13 protein-coding genes are annotated in these 19,190 nt (G+C 33.2%); 11 read left to right on the plus strand and 2 right to left on the minus strand.

Annotation, left to right across the window (positions count from 1 at the left end; genetic code table 11):
* Positions 1 to 9 precede the first annotated feature (9 nt).
* A complete protein-coding gene (locus tag OJ995_RS07465; RefSeq protein ID WP_264368838.1) occupies positions 10 to 2,901 on the minus strand; it encodes a SusC/RagA family TonB-linked outer membrane protein in 2,892 nt (963 codons plus the stop codon).
* A gap of 223 nt (positions 2,902 to 3,124) precedes the next feature.
* Between OJ995_RS07465 and OJ995_RS07470 the strand changes: the two genes are divergently transcribed.
* The 9 genes from OJ995_RS07470 to OJ995_RS07510 all read left to right on the plus strand — a co-directional run bounded on the left by OJ995_RS07470 (position 3,125) and on the right by OJ995_RS07510 (position 16,413).
* A complete protein-coding gene (locus OJ995_RS07470; protein WP_264368839.1) occupies positions 3,125 to 4,147 on the plus strand; it encodes a LacI family DNA-binding transcriptional regulator in 1,023 nt (340 codons plus the stop codon).
* A gap of 204 nt (positions 4,148 to 4,351) precedes the next feature.
* Positions 4,352 to 5,707 (plus strand): MFS transporter, encoded by a 1,356-nt coding sequence (locus OJ995_RS07475; RefSeq protein WP_264368840.1) that lies wholly within the window; start codon positions 4,352 to 4,354, stop codon positions 5,705 to 5,707.
* Between the two features lie 10 nt (positions 5,708 to 5,717).
* Positions 5,718 to 6,371, plus strand: a complete 654-nt coding sequence (gene pgmB, locus OJ995_RS07480; protein ID WP_264368841.1) for a beta-phosphoglucomutase — start codon at positions 5,718 to 5,720, stop codon at positions 6,369 to 6,371.
* Between the two features lie 45 nt (positions 6,372 to 6,416).
* Positions 6,417 to 8,699 carry a glycoside hydrolase family 65 protein gene (locus OJ995_RS07485; protein ID WP_264368842.1) on the plus strand — a complete coding sequence of 761 codons (2,283 nt, stop codon included), beginning with the start codon at positions 6,417 to 6,419 and terminating at the stop codon, positions 8,697 to 8,699.
* Positions 8,700 to 8,705: 6 nt separating this feature from the next.
* Positions 8,706 to 10,820 (plus strand): glycoside hydrolase family 97 protein, encoded by a 2,115-nt coding sequence (locus tag OJ995_RS07490; RefSeq protein ID WP_264368843.1) that lies wholly within the window; start codon positions 8,706 to 8,708, stop codon positions 10,818 to 10,820.
* A gap of 64 nt (positions 10,821 to 10,884) precedes the next feature.
* Complete coding sequence (locus OJ995_RS07495; protein WP_264368844.1) at positions 10,885 to 12,720, plus strand: glycoside hydrolase family 13 protein; 1,836 nt, start codon at positions 10,885 to 10,887, stop codon at positions 12,718 to 12,720.
* Positions 12,721 to 13,659, plus strand: a complete 939-nt coding sequence (locus OJ995_RS07500) for an alpha/beta hydrolase (protein WP_264368845.1) — start codon at positions 12,721 to 12,723, stop codon at positions 13,657 to 13,659.
* Between the two features lie 12 nt (positions 13,660 to 13,671).
* Entirely contained in the window at positions 13,672 to 15,111 is a 1,440-nt protein-coding gene (locus tag OJ995_RS07505; protein ID WP_264368846.1) for an alpha-amylase family glycosyl hydrolase, read from the plus strand.
* Positions 15,112 to 15,198: 87 nt separating this feature from the next.
* Positions 15,199 to 16,413 (plus strand): BaiN/RdsA family NAD(P)/FAD-dependent oxidoreductase, encoded by a 1,215-nt coding sequence (locus OJ995_RS07510; RefSeq protein WP_264368847.1) that lies wholly within the window; start codon positions 15,199 to 15,201, stop codon positions 16,411 to 16,413.
* Between the two features lie 58 nt (positions 16,414 to 16,471).
* Here OJ995_RS07510 and OJ995_RS07515 read toward each other — a convergent pair whose 3' ends face one another.
* Entirely contained in the window at positions 16,472 to 16,948 is a 477-nt protein-coding gene (locus tag OJ995_RS07515; RefSeq protein WP_264368848.1) for a TspO/MBR family protein, read from the minus strand.
* An 82-nt stretch (positions 16,949 to 17,030) separates the two neighbouring features.
* Between OJ995_RS07515 and OJ995_RS07520 the strand changes: the two genes are divergently transcribed.
* Both OJ995_RS07520 and OJ995_RS07525 read left to right on the plus strand, forming a co-directional pair.
* Positions 17,031 to 18,107, plus strand: coding sequence for a diphosphomevalonate decarboxylase (locus tag OJ995_RS07520; RefSeq protein ID WP_264368849.1), 1,077 nt, complete (start codon positions 17,031 to 17,033; stop codon positions 18,105 to 18,107).
* A 46-nt stretch (positions 18,108 to 18,153) separates the two neighbouring features.
* Entirely contained in the window at positions 18,154 to 19,092 is a 939-nt protein-coding gene (locus OJ995_RS07525) for a mevalonate kinase family protein (RefSeq protein ID WP_264368850.1), read from the plus strand.
* Positions 19,093 to 19,190: the final 98 nt, after the last annotated feature.

Genomic DNA, 19,190 nt, shown 5'->3' on the forward strand with positions numbered 1-19,190 from the left:
AGTTCTTTATTAAAAGTTTACATTTAATCCTAATGTATAAATTCTAGGTCTAGGATAAATATTATTATCAATACCTCCATTTACTTCAGGATCAATTCCTTTATAATCTGTTATTAATAATAAATTTTGGCCTCCTAAAGAAAGTTTTGCACTAACTTTTTCTGACATAAATTTTTTGAAATTATATCCAATAGTAATATTGTCTAAGCGAATAAAACTAGCATCTTGAATATAATAATCTGATTGATATCTTTCAGCAGAAGTGGAGTTAAAATTAGTATTTAGAATCTCAGTAACAGCATTTCCTAAGTCAGTTTCTCTAATTAAAACTTGATTGCTCCATCCTAAATTAGAATCTACATTGTTGTACACATAATTACCCCAACTTCCTCTCCAAGACATTGCCATGTCCCAATTTTTGTATGTTAAATTTGTATAAAAACCATAAAAAATATCAGCACTTGGTTTTTTGTAAACGTAACGGTCAGCAGTTGTGATAGAGCCGTCTCCATTTCTGTCAATAAATACTCCGTCTATAGGATTTCCTAAATTATCATAGGCTTGTTCATATACAAAGAATGAATTTGGCGCATAACCAATAGTTTGAACCTGTATGTTGTTTCCTATTCCACCAGCGATTCCACCAGTTTCAATTCCGAAGTTTGGTGCTCCCTCAACTAAATCTGTAAGTTCAGAATTTTGGAAAGTTATATTACCACCAATTGACAAAGTTAAATTATCATTTTTAATAGGAATAACTTCTGCAGCAATTTCTAAACCTTGGTTTTTTGTTTTTCCAATGTTATAGTTGTCATAGTTAGAAAAACCAAAAAATGGTGGATTTGGTATAAATGCTAATAAATCTTCGGTTCTTTTTTCATAAACATCAACTGATCCAGAAATTCTATTATTTAAGAATCCAAAATCTAAACCAATGTTTCTTGTTTCTGTTTCTTCCCATTTTAAGTTAGGATTATAACGCTCAGGACGAACAGTGTTGTAATATTGATTTCCAAATTGATATTGAGCTTGAGCATCAGAAGCTAAATATGTTGGTTGAGAAGGATAAAAACTTCCAATATCTTGTTGTCCAGTAATACCCCAACCTAATCTTAATTTAAGATTTGATATTGCAGAAATATTTTTAAGGAATTCTTCTTGATTTAATTTCCAAGCAAACGCAGCTGAAGGGAAATCCCCCCATCTAAACTCTTCTGTAAATCTTGAAGAACCATCTCTTCTATAAGTAGCTGTCAAAATATATTTGTCAAATAAATTAACTGTAGCTCTTCCAAAGAATGATTGCAAATTTAATTCGTTAAAATACGGATTGTTTTGTGAAGTAATTAAATTGTTTACGGAGAAACCACTTCCATAATATTGTAAGTTTTGATAATTGTAACCCGCCGTTAATTCGAAGTTACCTTCAATGGTTTTAATATCTCTTTTGTAGTTGAAATATAAATCCATTAGACGATTCTTACTATAGTTTTGACTTTCATAAGAATCGGTAACGTCGTATGCGTAAGTAGGATTTGAGTTTCCAAATGTTCTACCAGACGTATAATCATAACCCAAATTAGCTACTAATTTTAATTCAGGTAAAAAATGAAGTTTGTATTCGGTTTGAATATTACCTAAACTTCTAAAATTATTACCAAAGTTGTTAAATTGTTCAATTAAAGCTACAGGGTTTCTTCCTGCTAGTTGTTGGTTCCATTCAAAATAAGAACCACTACCATTTCTAACACTTTGCGTTGGATCAAATGAAACAGCTGAACCTATCGCTCCTCTATTACTGTAATTGTTTCTCATTACAGATGTTTTATTATTTAATTCAACTCTTAAATGATTATCAAAAAAGTTTCCAACTAAAGCAACTCCGGTTGTCGCTCTGTTCATGTTGTCTCTTTTTAATATACCATTCATATCTGTTAATCCAACTGAAGCTCTGTAAGTAATAAGTTTATTACCTGCAGATAACGATACATTATGGTCAGTTCCTATACCTTTAGTATAAATTTCATTTTGCCAATCTGTATTTGCACTTCCTAATAAAGCTTGTTGATTCGCATTTCCAAAAGTATTAACATAATTTCTTAATTGATTTGCGCTTAAAACATCAACTTTTTTAGAGATTTCACTTAATGAAACGTTTCCATTATAGTTAACTTTTAATTCGCCTGATTTTCCTTTTTTAGTAGTAATAATAACTACACCATTCGATGCACGTGATCCGTAGATTGCCGTTGCTGATGCGTCTTTCAAAACGGTAACTGACTCAATATCATTTTGATTTATTGTAGCTAATGGATTTCGACCACCTGTGTTGTCTTGTGCAACAGGTACTCCATCTATAACAAATAAAGGGTCGTTGTTAGCGTTTAATGAAGATCCTTGTCTAATTCTAATTGTAGAACCTTCCCCTGGTGACCCACCACCGTTCGTTATTTGAACCCCTGCTACTTTACCTTGAATCATTTGATCAGCAGAGACTACAGGTCCTTTAACAAAATCTTTTGCAGTTATTGTGTTTACTGATCCCGTAGCATCTTTTTTAGTTGTTGTTCCGTATCCAATTACAACAACGTCTTTTAATTCTTTTTGATCTTCTTGTAAAGTAATCGTTATTGTATTTTGATTTTCATATACTAGGGTTTCATCTTTGAATCCTATATATGAGAATACAATTTGATCTCCTTTTTTGATGTTTGCTAAAGTGAAATTTCCATCAAAGTCGGTAGTTGTTCCATTTGTTGTGCCTGCTACTAGTACATTTACTCCTGGCAAGGGTTGTTTCGAAGAACCATCTAAAACAACTCCTTTAAGAGTGTTTTGAGCCAATAAGCCAAAAGGTAACATCAGTAGCAAAAGCAATAACTTTTTTTGCAGTGTTTTCATACAAATTGTTTAGGTTAAATTGTTTTTTAATCGCTTGTAAATTCACTTCTAATGTTAAATTTATGTAAAAATTACGGATAAAAAAACCTAGATTTACGAAAAACCTTTCGAAAACGTTTTCGTGTTGAAAACTTTATCAATATTCACTAATTTTTAGCATAATATTGCAATACCCAAAAAAATAAGTTACATTTATTTAAAAATTATAATCGCCTAAATTGTCATGAGAAGAAAAGTTACTTTAAAGCAAATTGCAAAAGAATTAGATGTGTCAATTTCAACAGTGTCAAAATCGCTTCGTGATAGCCCTGAAATCAGTGAAGATACGCGTTTAAAAGTGCAAGCTTTTGCCAAGTTATATAATTACAAGCCAAATAATATTGCATTAAGTTTAAAAAACAAGAAAACTAAGACGATTGGTATTATTATTCCCGAGATAGTCCATCATTTTTTTGCTACCGTAATTAGTGGTATTGAACAAGTGGCAAACGAATCTGGTTATAATGTTATTGTGTGCTTATCAGACGAATCTTTCGATAAAGAAGTTATCAATATGGAAATGTTGGCAAATGGGAGTACAGATGGTTTTATCATGTCATTGTCAAAAGAAACCCAGCAAAAGAAAGACTTTCACCATCTTCAAGAAGTAATTAATCAAGGAATGCCAGTGGTCCTTTTTGATAGAATTTCTAATGATATCATGTGTGATAAAGTAATAATTGACGACCAATTAGCCGCTTATGAAGCTACAAATTTTTTAATTTCAAAAGGACTAAAAAAGATTGCCTTACTTACGACAGTTGATTATGTAAGTGTTGGAAAGCTTAGAACTGATGGCTATTTAAACGTCCTACTCGATCATGGAATTGAAGTAGATGAAAGCCTTATAATTCGTATCGAGGATACAGAGCATTGCGATGAGAAAATCAATGAATTATTAGAAAATAAAACAATTGATGCTATTTTGGCTGTTAATGAACTATTTGCTGTAACTGCAATAAAATTAGCCATGTCAAAAGGTATTAAAATCCCTGAAGATTTATCAGTTGTAGCTTTTACAGATGGAATTATTTCTAAATATTCTACCCCAACTATTACCACTATTAGTCAAAATGGTATTAAAATGGGAAGAAAGGCAGCTGAAATGCTTATAAATAGATTGGAATTAGAAGATGAAGATGATGAGCATTACAGAACCGAAATTATTGAAACGAATTTAATAATTCGAGAATCTACGAAATCGTGATAGTTTGATTTAACTATTTAAAAATCAATATTTTATATTTTTAATTTTTAAAATTATAACTAAAAATATTTGCACAAATAAGATTATTTATTAAAATAACCTTTTATATTTGTGTTATCAAAACTTGTAACTTCACTTCTAAAAACATAAGTTTTGATAAGCACATATAACGCTTATCGATTTATTAATCAATAAATTACGATAATGGAAAAGCGTAAATTAGGTTTCTGGGAAATTTGGAACATGAGTTTCGGTTTTTTGGGAATCCAGTTCGGTTTTGCCCTTCAAGGAGGGTTTATGTCCAGAATTTTTCAAACTTTAGGAGCTGAAAAAGATGCCATCCCCTTATTATGGATTGCAGCGCCTTTAACAGGTCTTATTGTGCAACCTATTATTGGATATTTGTCTGATAATACTTGGCATCCTACTTTAGGAAGAAGAAAACCCTATTTTTTAATTGGAGCTATTTTAAGTTCAATTGCACTGTTTTTTGTACCACATTCTCCAATTTTATGGATTGCTGTTGGATTTCTTTGGATTTTAGATGCTTCCATAAATATAAGCATGGAGCCTTTTAGAGCATTAGTTGCCGATAAACTTCCAGAATCACAAAGATCAAATGGATTTGTAATTCAAACTCTTATTATTGGTATTGGTACTTGGATAGCAAGTAATTTACCTTGGTTAGTAAATAAATTAGGTGTAAGTAATGAAGCGCTTGCAGGTGAAGTTCCCATGTCTGTAAAAGTTGCTTTTGCCATTGGTGCTTTTGTTTTTCTTACAAGTATATTGTTTACTATTTTTACCACTAAAGAATATCCGCCAGAAAATTTAGAAGCCTTTAAAAAAGAAAAAAAAGAAGCAGCCTTTTTCAAAGATTTGTTTTTAAGTCTAAAAGAAATGCCTGCCACTATGCTAAAATTAGGAATAATTCAATTTTTTAGTTGGTTTGCCTTTTTTACTATGTGGAGCATGGCCACACCTGCGTTAACTGAACATGTTTACATTGCTCCTTCGCCTATCGAAAAAAATTATAACATGGAAGACGCCGTTCAAAAAAGCGAATATGCTGCAGCCAATTTAAAATATCAAGATGCTTCAAACCTTGTAGGCTCTGCAATGGGTGTTTATGGATTATCTTCTATGGCATTTGCACTTTTACTTACATTTTACACAGCAAAATACAGCATCGACAGAAGATTAATCCATTTTGGATCTTTAATTTTAGGAGGAATCGGATTTATTTATATGTTTTATGCAACTCCATCAACACTTTTCATTTCGTTTGTCTTAATTGGGTTGTCTTGGGGTAGTATTCTATCAATGCCTTATGCAATGCTTTCTAGCGCTGTAAATCCAAAAAAAATGGGTATGATGATGGGGCTTTTCAATATGTTTATAGTAATTCCGCAAATAGTTGCTGCAATTGGAGGTATCAATATACTCTATAAGTTAATGGGAGAAGCAACTATAAATGCAATGATATTAGCCGGAATTTCATTAATAATTGCAGGACTTTGCAATTTTTTAATAACCGATAAAAACGCAATTTCTGGATAATTTAAGTGTTATGACAAAAAAAGCATTCATATTCGACCTTGATGGCGTAATCGTTGACACCGCTAAATATCATTTTTTAGCTTGGCAAAAGTTGGCCAATCAATTAGGAATCGAATTTACACACGAACACAACGAAGGCTTAAAAGGCGTGAGTAGAGTTCGTTCTTTAGACATTATTTTAGAATTGGGAAACATCCAAGCTTCTCAAGAAAATAAAAACCAATGGTTGGTTCAAAAAAATGAAGAATATCTTTCCTATTTAGTAGACATGGACGAGACTGAAATTCTTCCAGGTGTACTAAAAGTATTGGAATATCTGAAAAGTAAAAACCAATTCATTGCTTTGGGTTCGGCAAGTAAAAACGCGCGACCTATTTTAGAAAAAACCAATATCATGCACTTTTTTGATGCTATTGTTGACGGAAATGACGTTTCCAACGCAAAACCAGATCCGGAAGTATTTTTAAGAGCAGCACAATTGGTAGGAGTTTCCAATGAAAATGCCATCGTTTTTGAAGATTCGGTAGCGGGAATTCAAGCGGCTAATATTGCCAACATGATAAGTGTAGGAATTGGCGATGCCACCGTCTTACACGAAGCAAAGTACAATTTTAAAGATTTCACCTTTATGGATGAAGCCTTTTTATCGCAATTAATTGGTTAAGAAATTGACTGATTGACACATTAACAAAATTGACATATTACAAAAATGAATCAAGATTATATACAACCCGACAATTGGTCGATTATTGAAGAAGGATTTGATGCAGAGCGAGTTAAATCTTCTGAGAGTTTATTTAGTATCGGAAACGGTGCTATGGGGCAACGCGCTAATTTTGAAGAGCACTATTCGGGCAAAACGTTTCAAGGAAGTTACATTGCCGGAATTTATTATCCCGATAAAACAAAAGTAGGTTGGTGGAAAAATGGCTATCCCGAATATTTCGCAAAAGTACTAAATGCTCCCAACTGGATTGGAATTGACATTGAAATCAATGGCGAAAATTTAGATTTAGCAAAATGTCAATCGGTTTCTAATTTCCGTCGTGAATTGAACATGAAAGAAGGTATTTATTATCGTTCTTTCAACGCTACTTTGGCAAACGGAACCGAAATCGCCGTTAAAGTTCAACGTTTCTTGTCTTTAGATTTGGATGAAGTAGGGGTTATCAATTACGAAATCACAACTTTAAATTCAGATGCAAAAATTGTTTTCAAACCATATGTTGACGCTGGAGTTCATAACGAAGATGCCAATTGGGAAGAAAAATTTTGGGAACCAATCAGCGTTAAACATTCTGGAAATGAAGCTTTCGTAACGGCTAGAACTTTCAAAACGCATTTCACGGCAACTACTTTCATGCAAAATAGTATTTTGTTAGAAGGTTCAAATTTGAGTGTAGCGCCCGTAAGTGTTGAAGAAACGAAAGAAAAGATTCAGTTTTGCTACCAAGTTGCGGTAACGAAGGGACAAACGACTACGATTCAAAAAATAGGTGGTTATACCATTTCTATGAATCATGAGAACACTATTATAGGTGCAAAAAATAGTATTGCAACTGCCTTGGAAATAGGTGTAAAGCAATTAACTAAAAACCAAAAAGAAGCTTGGGCAAAAATTTGGGAAATGAGCGATATTACCATTGATGGCGATGTAAAAGCACAACAAGGAATTCGTTTCAATATTTTCCAATTGAATCAAACCTATTTAGGAAAAGATTCGAGATTAAATATTGGTCCAAAAGGATTTACAGGTGAAAAATACGGTGGTTCTACTTATTGGGATACTGAAGCGTATTGTATTCCTTTTTATATGGCTACCAAAGACCAACAAGTTGCTCGAAACTTATTAGCGTATCGATACAACCAATTGGATAAAGCCATCGAAAATGCTGAAAAATTAGGTTTCAAAAATGGAGCTGCTCTTTATCCAATGGTAACCATGAATGGAGAAGAATGTCACAACGAGTGGGAAATTACTTTCGAGGAAATTCACAGAAATGGGGCCATCGCTTTCGCTATTTATAACTATTACCGATTTACAGGCGATTATTCTTATATTCCAGAAAAAGGCTTAGAAGTTTTAATTGGAATTGCGCGTTTTTGGCATCAAAGATCTACTTTTTCAACATATAGAAATCAGTATGTGATTTTAGGAGTAACAGGTCCAAATGAATACGAAAACAACGTAAATAACAATTGGTATACGAATTACATAGCAAAATGGTGTATTGATTACACTGTTGAGCAAATCAATAAAATTGAAAACGAATATCCATCGGATTATACCCGAATCATGAATAAAGTGAAATTATCACAAGTCGAAATTTCAGAAATGAAAAAAGTAGCGGATAATATGTATTTCCCTTATTCTGAAGAACACGGCGTATATTTACAACAAGATGGTTTTCTAGATAAAGAATTAATCACAGTAGCTGATTTAGATAAATCGCAACGACCAATAAATCAAAAATGGTCTTGGGATCGAATTTTACGTTCGCCTTACATCAAACAAGCAGATACGTTACAAGGATTCTATTTCTTCGAAGATCATTTTACCAAAGAACAATTAGAGAAACATTTCGATTTTTACGAACCATTTACGGTTCACGAAAGTTCACTTTCACCTTGTGTGCATTCGATTCAAGCGGCTGTTTTGGGAAGAATGGAACAAGCGTATACATTTTATTTAAGAACTTCGCGTTTGGACTTAGACGATTATAACAAGGAAGTCGAAGAAGGTTTACACATTACTTCAATGGCGGGAACTTGGATGAGTATCGTTGAAGGTTTTGGTGGAATGCGCGTTAGAAATAACCAATTGCATTTTGAACCAAAAATCCCAGCACAATGGAAAGGCTATTCCTTTAAAGTGAATTTCAGAAACGCCATTATTAAAGTAGAAGTAAAACAAGAAGGAACAAACGTTTCTATTGAAGGAAATTCGGATGTGGATGTTTTTGTAAACGGAGAATCGCAATTAATTAAATAGTAAGACATGAATAAATATTTTGTTTCAGTATTTGTGATGGTTTTTTCAATTTTTGGGATGAATGCTCAAGAATTAAAATCACCCAATGGGAATTTCAAAATGGTTTTCGCCATAGAAAATGATGGTACACCAACGTACCAACTTTTCATGAAAAACAAAGAAATCATCAAAAAAAGTAAGTTGGGTTTTGAACTTCAAAAAGATAAAAAGTCGTTATTAAATGATTTTAAATTGGTAAACGAAGTTCGTAACACTTTCGATGAAACTTGGAAAACCGTTTGGGGTGAAGAAACCCAAATTCGCAATCATTACAACGAATTAGCGCTTACACTGAAACAAAATGAAACCGAAAGACAAGTAATCATCCGTTTTCGATTATTCAACGATGGTTTGGGTTTTCGTTACGAATTTCCAGAACAAAAAAACCTAACATATTTTGTACTAAAAGAAGAACGTACCGAGTTCGCTATGACCGGCGATCACACCGCATTTTGGATTCCAGGCGATTATGATACACAAGAATACGATTTTACAGAAAGTAAGTTGACTGAGATTAGAAAGTTATTCCGAGGTGCTGTTTCTGAAAATGCATCACAAAAACAATTTTCAGATACGGGAGTTCAAACGTCCTTAATGTTAAAAACTGCGGACGGAATTTACATCAACATTCACGAAGCAGCTTTGATTAATTATTCTTGTATGCATTTGAATCTTGACGATAAAAACTTAGTTTTTCAATCGCATTTAACTCCAGACGCTAAAGGAAATAAAGGACATTTACAAGCACCATGTGTTTCGCCATGGAGAACGATAATTGCTAGTGCTGATGCACGTGATATTTTAGCTTCCAGAATGACATTGAACTTAAATGAGCCTTGTAAAATAGAAGATACTTCTTGGATAAAACCTGTAAAATATATCGGTGTTTGGTGGGAAATGATTACCGGAAAAAGCTCTTGGGCGTACACAGATGAAATTCCATCCGTACAATTAGGAGTAACTGATTTCACCAAAGCCAAACCAAACGGTAAACACGCAGCGAATACCAAACACGTAAAAGAATATATCGATTTTGCTGCTAAACATGGTTTCGATGCGGTCTTAGTAGAAGGTTGGAATGAAGGTTGGGAAGACTGGTTCGGAAAAGAAAAAGATTATGTATTCGATTTCTTAACACCATATCCTGATTTTGATGTAAAAGGAATTCATGAATACGCAAAATCAAAAGGTGTAAAAATGATTATGCATCACGAAACTTCTGGTTCAACTAGGAATTATGAGCGCCATTTAGATAAGGCATTTCAATTTATGAATGACAATGGTTATGACGCTGCTAAAACGGGTTATGTGGGCAATATTTTACCTTTAGGAGAACATCATTACAGCCAATCGATTTTAAATCATTATCAATATGTGATTGAAAAAGCAGTGGATTATAAAATTATGATTAATGCGCATGAAGCGGTGCGCCCAACAGGAATTTGCAGAACGTATCCCAACATGATTGGTAACGAATCAGCTCGTGGAACAGAGTTTCAAGCCTTTGGTGGTTCTAAAGCAAATCATACCACTTTGTTGCCTTTTACTCGTTTATTAGGTGGCCCAATGGATTACACTCCTGGTATTTTCGAAATGGATATCGCAAAATTAAATCCAAACAACAATTCACATGTGAATACAACATTGGCGAATCAATTAGGATTGTATGTGGTCATGTATTCGCCACTTCAAATGGCTGCTGATTTACCAGAAAACTATAATCGATTCTTAGACGCGTTCCAATTTATCAAGGATGTTCCGGTAGAATGGTCAACTTCAAAATATTTAGAAGCCGAGCCAGGTTATTATATCACAATTGCTCGAAAAGATAAAAATTCTAACAATTGGTACGTTGGAAATTCAAATGGATACAATGCTAGAACATCAACGATTACATTAGATTTCTTAGAAAAAGGAAAAAAATACGAAGCAACTATTTACGCCGATGCTGCCGATGCGGATTATAAAACGAATCCACAAGCATACAAAATTTCAAAACAAAAAGTAACCAATAAGACTAAATTGCAATTGAGAACGGCAGCAGGCGGTGGCTACGCCATTAGTATTGTTGAGGTTAAATAATATAATTCTGTCTATAACCCTTTCAGAGTTCAAAACTCTGACAGGGTTAATTAAAATAAAAAAAATGAAAAAAATATTTCTATTATTTTTAATAACATTTTCAACAAGTGTTGTCGCTCAAATTGACCGAATGGAACCACCGTTTTGGTACGAAGGAATGAATAAAAGCGAAGTTCAAGTATTATTTTACGGAAAGAATATCGCTCAAAATTCGGTACAAGTTTCCAATAATGTAGTAATTACGAATGTAACTAAAACCGAAAATCCGAATTATCTTTTCGTTACAATTGATACCAAAAATGTAAAAGCGCAAGAATTGCAATTTACGTTTACCAATGGTAAAAAATCATTCAAAAGAAATTTCGAAATCAAAAAAAGAAAACCAAATTCAGCGCTTCGTAAAAGTTTTGATGCTTCTGATGTGATGTATTTATTGATGCCAGATAGATTTGCAAATGGAAATCCAAATAATGATTCGTCACCAGAACTACAAGAAAAAGCGAACAGGAGTTTGCCAGGCGGAAGACATGGTGGAGACATTCAAGGCATCATTAATAATTTGGATTACATCAAAGAATTAGGAGCAACAGCAATTTGGAGCACACCAATGTGTGAAGATAACGACAAAGGCTATTCGTATCATACTTACGGACAATCAGATGTTTACAGAATTGATCCGCGTTATGGAACCAATGAAGAATATAAAAAGCTTGCCGATGAAATGCATAAGCGTGACATGAAATTAATCAAAGATTACGTTACGAATCATTGGGGTGCCGAACATTGGATGTTCAAAGATATGCCAACCTACGATTGGTTTCATCAATTTCCAGGTTACAAACAAAGTAACTATCGCATGACTACGCAATACGATACGAATGGATCAAAAATAGATGCTAAATTATGTATGGACGGTTGGTTTGTACCAAGTATGCCCGATTTGAATCAATCAAATCCTTTAGTTTTGAATTACTTAATTCAAAATGCGATTTGGTGGATAGAATATGCTGATTTAGATGGATTTAGAGTAGATACGTATTCCTACAACGACAAAGAAGGAATTGCAAAATGGACCAAAGCCATAACCGATGAATATCCGTATTTCAATATTGTAGGAGAAGTTTGGATGCACGATCAAGCCCAAATTTCATACTGGCAAAAAGACAGTCCGATTGCTAAAATTCAAAGTTATAATTCTTATTTGCCCTGTGTAATGGATTTTACGTTGCACGATGTTTTTGGTAATGTTTTTTATGAAGACAGAGCCGATTGGAGTAACGGAATGATTAAATTTTACGAGAATTTCGTTAACGATTTCTTATATGCCGACCCAAATAATCTATTGATTTTCCTTGAGAATCACGATACTGGTCGTTTCAATCAAATTTATCAAAACGATTTCAAAAAATACCAATTAGGAATGACCATTATGGCAACCATGAGAGGGATTCCACAATTGTATTATGGATCTGAAATTGGAATGGCAGGTGATAAAGGAAAAGGCGATGCCGATATTCGTCAAGATTTCCCTGGTGGTTGGAAAGGCGATACAAACAATGCATTTTCTGCTAGTGGAAGAACAGCAGAGCAAGCAAAATATTTCGATTTTTCTAAGAAAGTATTGAATTGGAGAAAAAATAAAGAAGTGATTCACACAGGAAAATTAACGCATTACATTCCTGAAAATAATGTATATGTATATTTCCGTCACAATGACAAAGAAACGGTTATGGTAATCATCAATAATGCTCCTGATACTCAAAAGTTAAATCTTACTCGTTTTCAAGAGAACATAAAATCATTTATTTCTGGAAGTGATATTCTTTCAGGAAAAACAATCGATTTGAAAAACGAATTATCGATTGAAGGTAAAACGTCTATGGTTTTAGAATTGAAATAAATGAAACAGTTACTATTCTTTTTGTTATGCTCTTGTTTTGCTTTTTCCCAAAGTAAGATAACTTCCTATGTTCTTGAAAATTCAGGAAAATTTGATGGTAATATTGAAAGAATAGACAGTTTTCCTTCGAAATATATTGTACCAAGAACAGTTGATGTTTGGTTGCCAAAAAACTATTCTAATACAAAAAAATACAATGTTTTGTACATGCACGATGGCCAAATGTTATTTGATGCTACAACTACATGGAATAAACAAGAATGGAGAGTTGATGAAGTAGCATCGCAATTAATGCAAGAAGATAAGGTAAAAGATTTTATCGTAGTGGCTATTTGGAATATCCCAAATTTGCGTCACATGGATTTGTATCCAAAAAAGCCTTATGAATCACTTTCGAATGAGTTAAAAGAGAAAATTCAAATCGAAGCTAAAAAATCGCAATTTCCATTTGATGAAAGTAAAATTAATTCCGATAAATATTTGAAGTTCATTGTGGAAGAATTGAAACCTTACATTGATAAAAAGTATTCCGTTTTTACAACGGCGAATCACACAGCTATTATGGGGTCAAGTATGGGCGGATTAATATCGATGTATGCCTTGTGTGAATACCCTAATATATTCGGAAAAGCGGCTTGTTTGTCAACGCACTGGATTGGTTTTAGAGAATTTGATAACAATCCCATTCCGGAATCTTTTTTCGCTTACATGGAAAAGAAATTACCTGAAGCTAAGAATCACAAGATATATTTTGATTACGGAACGGAAACTTTAGATGCCTTCTACTTAAAATACGAATATCGCGTTGATGAAATTTTAAAAGCAAAAGGATATACGAATGTAGATTCACGAAATTTTGAGTTCGAAGGTGAAAATCATTCCGAAGCATCTTGGCAAAAGAGAATCCACATTCCGTTAGAATTTATGTTTGGAAAATAAAATTATAAAAAAATGAAAAAATCACTCATTACTGCTTTAGCTGTTTTAACATTATTTAGTTGTAAAAATGAAACAGAAAAAACAGCAGAAAATTCAAAAACTGAAATCGCTAAATTTTCTTCAGATGTAGAAGAAAGTTCGGTAATTTATGAAGTTAATATTCGCCAATATTCGCCAGAAGGAACGTTTAAAGCATTTACCAAAGACATCCCGCAATTAAAAGAATTGGGCGTAAAAATTATTTGGGTAATGCCTATTTTTCCAATTTCTCAAACGAAAAGAAAAGCGACTGGTGGAGATGATAGTAAGTTTGCTTCAGAAATGCCAAAAGAAGAACAACACAAATATTTAGGCAGTTATTATGCAGTTTCTGATTTCAAAAAAGTAAATCCAGAGTTTGGAACGATTGAAGATTTTAGAAATTTAGTTAAAACTGCTCATGAAAATGGTATTTATGTAATCTTAGATTGGGTTCCAAATCACACGGGTTGGGATCACGTTTGGATTAAAGAACATCCAGAATATTATTCAAAAAATACTAAAGGTGAAATCATCGACCCTGTCAACCCAGAAACTGGAAAATCATGGGGTTGGTCAGATGTTGCGGATTTAAACTATGACAATCAAGGATTGCGTTCGGCAATGACTGCAGATATGTTGCATTGGATTAAAAACGAAAACATTGATGGATTCCGTTGCGATGTAGCAAGTAATGTGCCTTTAGACTTCTGGCAACAAGCTATTCCTCAATTGCGTAAACAAAAGAATATTTTTATGTTGGCAGAAGCTTGGGAACCTGAATTATTAAAAGAAGGTTTGTTTGATATGGCCTATGGTTGGGAAGCACATCATACCATGAATAGAATTGCTCAAGGGAAAAATACAGTGAAAGATTGGGATAAATTCATGGCGGAAGATGCTAAAAAATATGAAGCCAACGATATTCTAATGAATTTTGTTGATAACCACGATGAAAATTCTTGGAACGGAACTATTAAAGGAAGATTAGGTAAAGGAGAAGAGGCAATGACAGCACTTTCTTATGTTATGCCTGGAATGCCTTTAATTTATAGTGGAAATGAGTATGGTTTGAACCACAGTTTAAAATTTTTCGAAAAAGATTCGATTCCAAAAACAAAAGGGAAAGATTGGGGATTAAGAGCAAAATTAGGAAAGTTAAAAGCTGAAAATCCTGCTCTAAACGGAGGGAAAAACAAAGCTAAATATACCCGAATCAAAACAGATGATGATGCCAATATTTTAGCTTTTGTTCGAGAAAAAGACGGAAAGAAAGTGGTTTATATGGCTAATTTTTCTAACAATCCAATCAATACAAAAATAGGTATTACAGGTGAATTTACTAATTATATGACGGGTAAAATAATGGGATTAAATGAGAAACAAGTTTATACCATTTTACCTTTTCAATATTTTATATTGACTAATAATTAAAATCAACTTAACTTTATTTAAAGTCCTATTGATGATTCAGTAGGATTTTTTGTTTTGAAATTACCGATATTTGCAAAAACAAATCATTTGAACTCAAATTACGACATCATCATAATCGGCGGAGGCGCTGCCGGATTTTTCACTGCAATCAACATTGTAGAGAAAAACCCAAACTTAAAAGTGGCTATTCTTGAAAGAGGAAAAAGCGTTTTAGAAAAAGTACGTATTTCGGGTGGTGGAAGATGTAATGTTACACATGCGTGTTTTGTGCCAAATGATTTAGTGAAGTTTTATCCTCGCGGTGAACGCGAATTAAAAGGTCCATTTCATCAATTTTGTTCAGGTGATACGATTGAATGGTTTGAAAAACATGGAGTAGAACTTAAAATTGAAGATGATGGAAGAATGTTTCCAGTTTCCAACTCCTCACAAACCATAATTGATTGCTTTATAGAAGCGGTTAAGAAGCTGAAAATTGATGTGCTAACCAATCACAGTGTTCAGGAATTGTACAAAACGGAAACGCATTGGAAAGTAACCACTACTCAAGAAGTTTTTACTTGTGATAAAATTGTAATGGCTTCCGGAAGTAATCCAAAAATGTGGGAATTATTACAAAATCTGGGTCACTCGATAATCGAACCCGTTCCGTCTTTATTTACTTTCAATATCAAAGATGTTCGAATTAAAGACTTGATGGGACTTTCTACAATTGCATCTGTAAAGGTTAAAAAATCTAAACTACAAGCTTCTGGACCTTTGTTAATTACGCATTGGGGAATGAGCGGTCCAGGAATTTTGAGACTTTCGGCTTGGGGAGCAATAGAATTAGCTGAAAAAAAGTATCAATTTGCTATTCAAGTCAATTGGTTAAACGAAACTACTTCTGACGAAGCGCTTGATTTGTTAAAAGACATCAAAGAAGAAAACGCTAAAAAATTAGTTTCAAAATACGCACATTTCGAATTGCCAAAACGCCTTTGGGAAAACCTCGTAAAAGCAGCTGGAATTTCAGAAGAAGCCAAATGGGCGGATATCAACAAGAAGCAATTAAATACTTTGGTCGAACAATTAACAAATGCCGAATTCCAAGTCAATGGGAAAAGTACTTTCAAAGAAGAATTTGTTACTGCTGGCGGAATCGACTTAAAAGAAGTCAATTTTAAAACCATGGAAAGCAAAATTTTACCAAACGTTTATTTTGCAGGCGAAATTTTAAATATCGATGCTATTACAGGTGGATTCAACTTCCAAAATGCTTGGACAGGTGGATTTATTGTGGCTGAGAATGTTGTGAAATAAATATAAATTACTTTGTGAAACTTTGTGCTTCACTTTGTGTTACATTGTGCTACAAACCTTATCGATTCAGCCAAAAAATGCTACCTGTTAAAATTGTTGCAAAACCAACCCAAGCTAAATACGGAATCAATAAATAAGAAGCTCTTTTGTCTATTTGTTTGAAAATAAGATAGGTTTCATAAATGATTAACCAAAGCAATATAATTTCTATTAAAGCCAATAAAATATTGTTCAAACCAAAGAATAAATATGACCACAAAGCGTTCAAAAGTAGCTGAACAGTAAAAAACAATAATCCTTTTTTTACCAATTCTTTGTTCGATTCTAATTTATTCCAAACCATTCCTGCAGCAATTCCCATCATAATGAAAAGCATGGTCCAAACCGGTGCAAAAACCCAATTTGGCGGATTAAAACTAGGCTTTTTGATTTCTGGATACCAAGTAGTGATGCTTGATTGCGTAACGTTGCTCGACAAGTAACCAACAGCTAAACAGATGGTAACGCAGTATATAATTTTAAGATATTTGTTCATGTTTTCAATTTTATAGGCAAATTAACGAAATATCAAGGGAACAAATCAATCAAAATCGGTATTTTTGTCAAAATTTTAAGCTATGCTTACCGAAAAAGATTTTATCGCAACCTCATATAATTCTATTGATTCTGCAAGTTTCGAATGGAGTGCGCCTAGTAATATAGCATTGGTAAAATATTGGGGCAAGAAAGAAAACCAAATTCCAGCGAATCCTTCGATAAGTTTTACGTTAAACAATTGTAAAACGATTACGAAGTTAGAAGTAGTTAAAAAATCGGATAACAATAGTTTTTCATTCGATTTGCTTTTTGAAGGGAAACCAAAAGAAGATTTTAAGCCAAAAATCCAAAAATTCTTCGAAAGAATAGAGCAATATTGTCCGTTTTTGAAAGAATATCATTTTAAAATTGATACCCAAAACACCTTTCCACATAGCTCAGGAATTGCTTCTTCAGCATCCGGAATGGCAGCTTTAGCAATGAACATTATGAGTTTGGAAAAAGCAATTAATCCAACAATTTCTGATGAATATTTCTATTCAAAAGCTTCATTTTTGGCAAGATTAGGAAGTGGAAGTGCGTGCAGAAGTATCAAAGGTGAAGTTGTGGTTTGGGGAAATCATGCAGAGATTAACGGAAGTTCGGATTTGTTTGGAGTAGAATTTTCAGAAATTCATTCTAACTTTAAAAACTATCAAGACACAATTTTGTTAGTCGATAAAGGCGAAAAACAAGTTTCGAGTACGGTTGGGCACGATTTAATGCACAATCATCCTTATGCGGTAAGACGTTTTGCGCAAGCTCATGAAAATTTATCCCAAATAAAAGCGATTTTATCATCAGGAAATGTAGCTGAATTCATCAATATTGTAGAAAGTGAAGCCTTGACTTTACATGCTATGATGATGACTTCAATGCCGTATTTTATTTTGATGAAACCTAATACATTAGAAATTATTAATAAGATTTGGAAGTTCAGAAATGAAACGCAAATACCAGTTTGTTTTACGTTAGATGCAGGTGCAAATGTGCACGTTTTGTATCCTGAAAACGTAAAGGGAAAAGTATTGCAATTTATTCAAGATGAATTAGTTGGCTATTGTCAGAATGGTCAGTATATTTGCGATCAAATTGGGAATGGCGCTAAATCAAATTAATTTTGTACATTTACTCATTGTTTACTGAAAAAGAAAACTGAAATTTATGAAAGGACCACTTTTTTACTCAAAAATATTACTTTTCGGAGAATATGGAATTATCCAAGATTCGAAAGGACTTTCAATTCCTTATAATTTCTATAATGGTGCTCTAAAGAAAGATGAAAATCCTTCAGAAAGTGCAATTAAATCAAACGAAAGTTTAAAAAGATTTGTTGTTTATTTAGAGCAATTGCAAACAGAACAACCTGAATTAGTAACTTTTAATTTAGAAGTTTTAAAGCAAGATGTAAACAGCGGAATGTATTTTGATTCAAGTATTCCTCAAGGATATGGAGTAGGAAGTAGCGGCGCTTTGGTTGCTGCTATTTACGATAAATATGCAAATGATAAAATCACAGTGTTAGAAAATTTAACGCGTGAAAAATTATTACAACTAAAAACGATTTTCTCTCAAATGGAATCGTTTTTCCACGGAAAAAGTTCAGGTTTAGATCCTTTGAATAGTTATTTAAGTATTCCAATTTTAATCAATTCGAAAGATAATATTGAAGCAACTGGAATTCCAACACAAAGCACACAAGGAAAAGGTGCGGTTTTCTTAATTGATTCAGGAATAGTGGGCGAAACTGCTCCAATGGTTTCTATTTTCATGGAAAACTTAAAAGATAACGGTTTCCGTACGATGTTAAAATCACAATTCATAAAATATACCGATGCTTGTGTGGAAAACTTCTTACATGGCGATGTGAAATCGTTATTAGAAAATACCAAACAATTATCAAAAGTAGTTTTGAATAATTTCAAACCTATGATTCCAGAGCAATTTCACCAAGTGTGGCAAAAAGGAATTGATACCAACGATTACTACTTAAAATTATGTGGTTCTGGCGGTGGCGGTTATATTTTAGGATTTACCCAAGATTTAGATAAAGCAAAAGAGTCGCTAAAAGACTATAAATTAGAAGTAGTTTATAACTTTTAAAATAGGCAAAAGAGATTAGGCAAAAGGGATTAGGTTTGAATATAAAATTCAGCATTACTACCCTTAATCCTTCACCCATTACCTTTAACCTAAAAGAA

The organism is Flavobacterium lacisediminis (genome assembly GCF_025909975.1).
Classification (GTDB): Bacteria; Bacteroidota; Bacteroidia; order Flavobacteriales; family Flavobacteriaceae; genus Flavobacterium; species Flavobacterium lacisediminis.

What these genes read in the sequence shown, in the direction of transcription:
- OJ995_RS07465 (WP_264368838.1), bottom strand. Translation starts at nt 2,901, where the DNA reads ATGAAAACACTGCAAAAAAAGTTATTGCTTTTGCTACTGATGTTACCT.
- OJ995_RS07470 (WP_264368839.1), top strand. Translation starts at nt 3,125, where the DNA reads ATGAGAAGAAAAGTTACTTTAAAGCAAATTGCAAAAGAATTAGATGTG.
- OJ995_RS07475 (WP_264368840.1), top strand. Translation starts at nt 4,352, where the DNA reads ATGGAAAAGCGTAAATTAGGTTTCTGGGAAATTTGGAACATGAGTTTC.
- pgmB (WP_264368841.1), top strand. Translation starts at nt 5,718, where the DNA reads ATGACAAAAAAAGCATTCATATTCGACCTTGATGGCGTAATCGTTGAC.
- OJ995_RS07485 (WP_264368842.1), top strand. Translation starts at nt 6,417, where the DNA reads ATGAATCAAGATTATATACAACCCGACAATTGGTCGATTATTGAAGAA.
- OJ995_RS07490 (WP_264368843.1), top strand. Translation starts at nt 8,706, where the DNA reads ATGAATAAATATTTTGTTTCAGTATTTGTGATGGTTTTTTCAATTTTT.
- OJ995_RS07495 (WP_264368844.1), top strand. Translation starts at nt 10,885, where the DNA reads ATGAAAAAAATATTTCTATTATTTTTAATAACATTTTCAACAAGTGTT.
- OJ995_RS07500 (WP_264368845.1), top strand. Translation starts at nt 12,721, where the DNA reads ATGAAACAGTTACTATTCTTTTTGTTATGCTCTTGTTTTGCTTTTTCC.
- OJ995_RS07505 (WP_264368846.1), top strand. Translation starts at nt 13,672, where the DNA reads ATGAAAAAATCACTCATTACTGCTTTAGCTGTTTTAACATTATTTAGT.
- OJ995_RS07515 (WP_264368848.1), bottom strand. Translation starts at nt 16,948, where the DNA reads ATGAACAAATATCTTAAAATTATATACTGCGTTACCATCTGTTTAGCT.
- OJ995_RS07520 (WP_264368849.1), top strand. Translation starts at nt 17,031, where the DNA reads ATGCTTACCGAAAAAGATTTTATCGCAACCTCATATAATTCTATTGAT.
- OJ995_RS07525 (WP_264368850.1), top strand. Translation starts at nt 18,154, where the DNA reads ATGAAAGGACCACTTTTTTACTCAAAAATATTACTTTTCGGAGAATAT.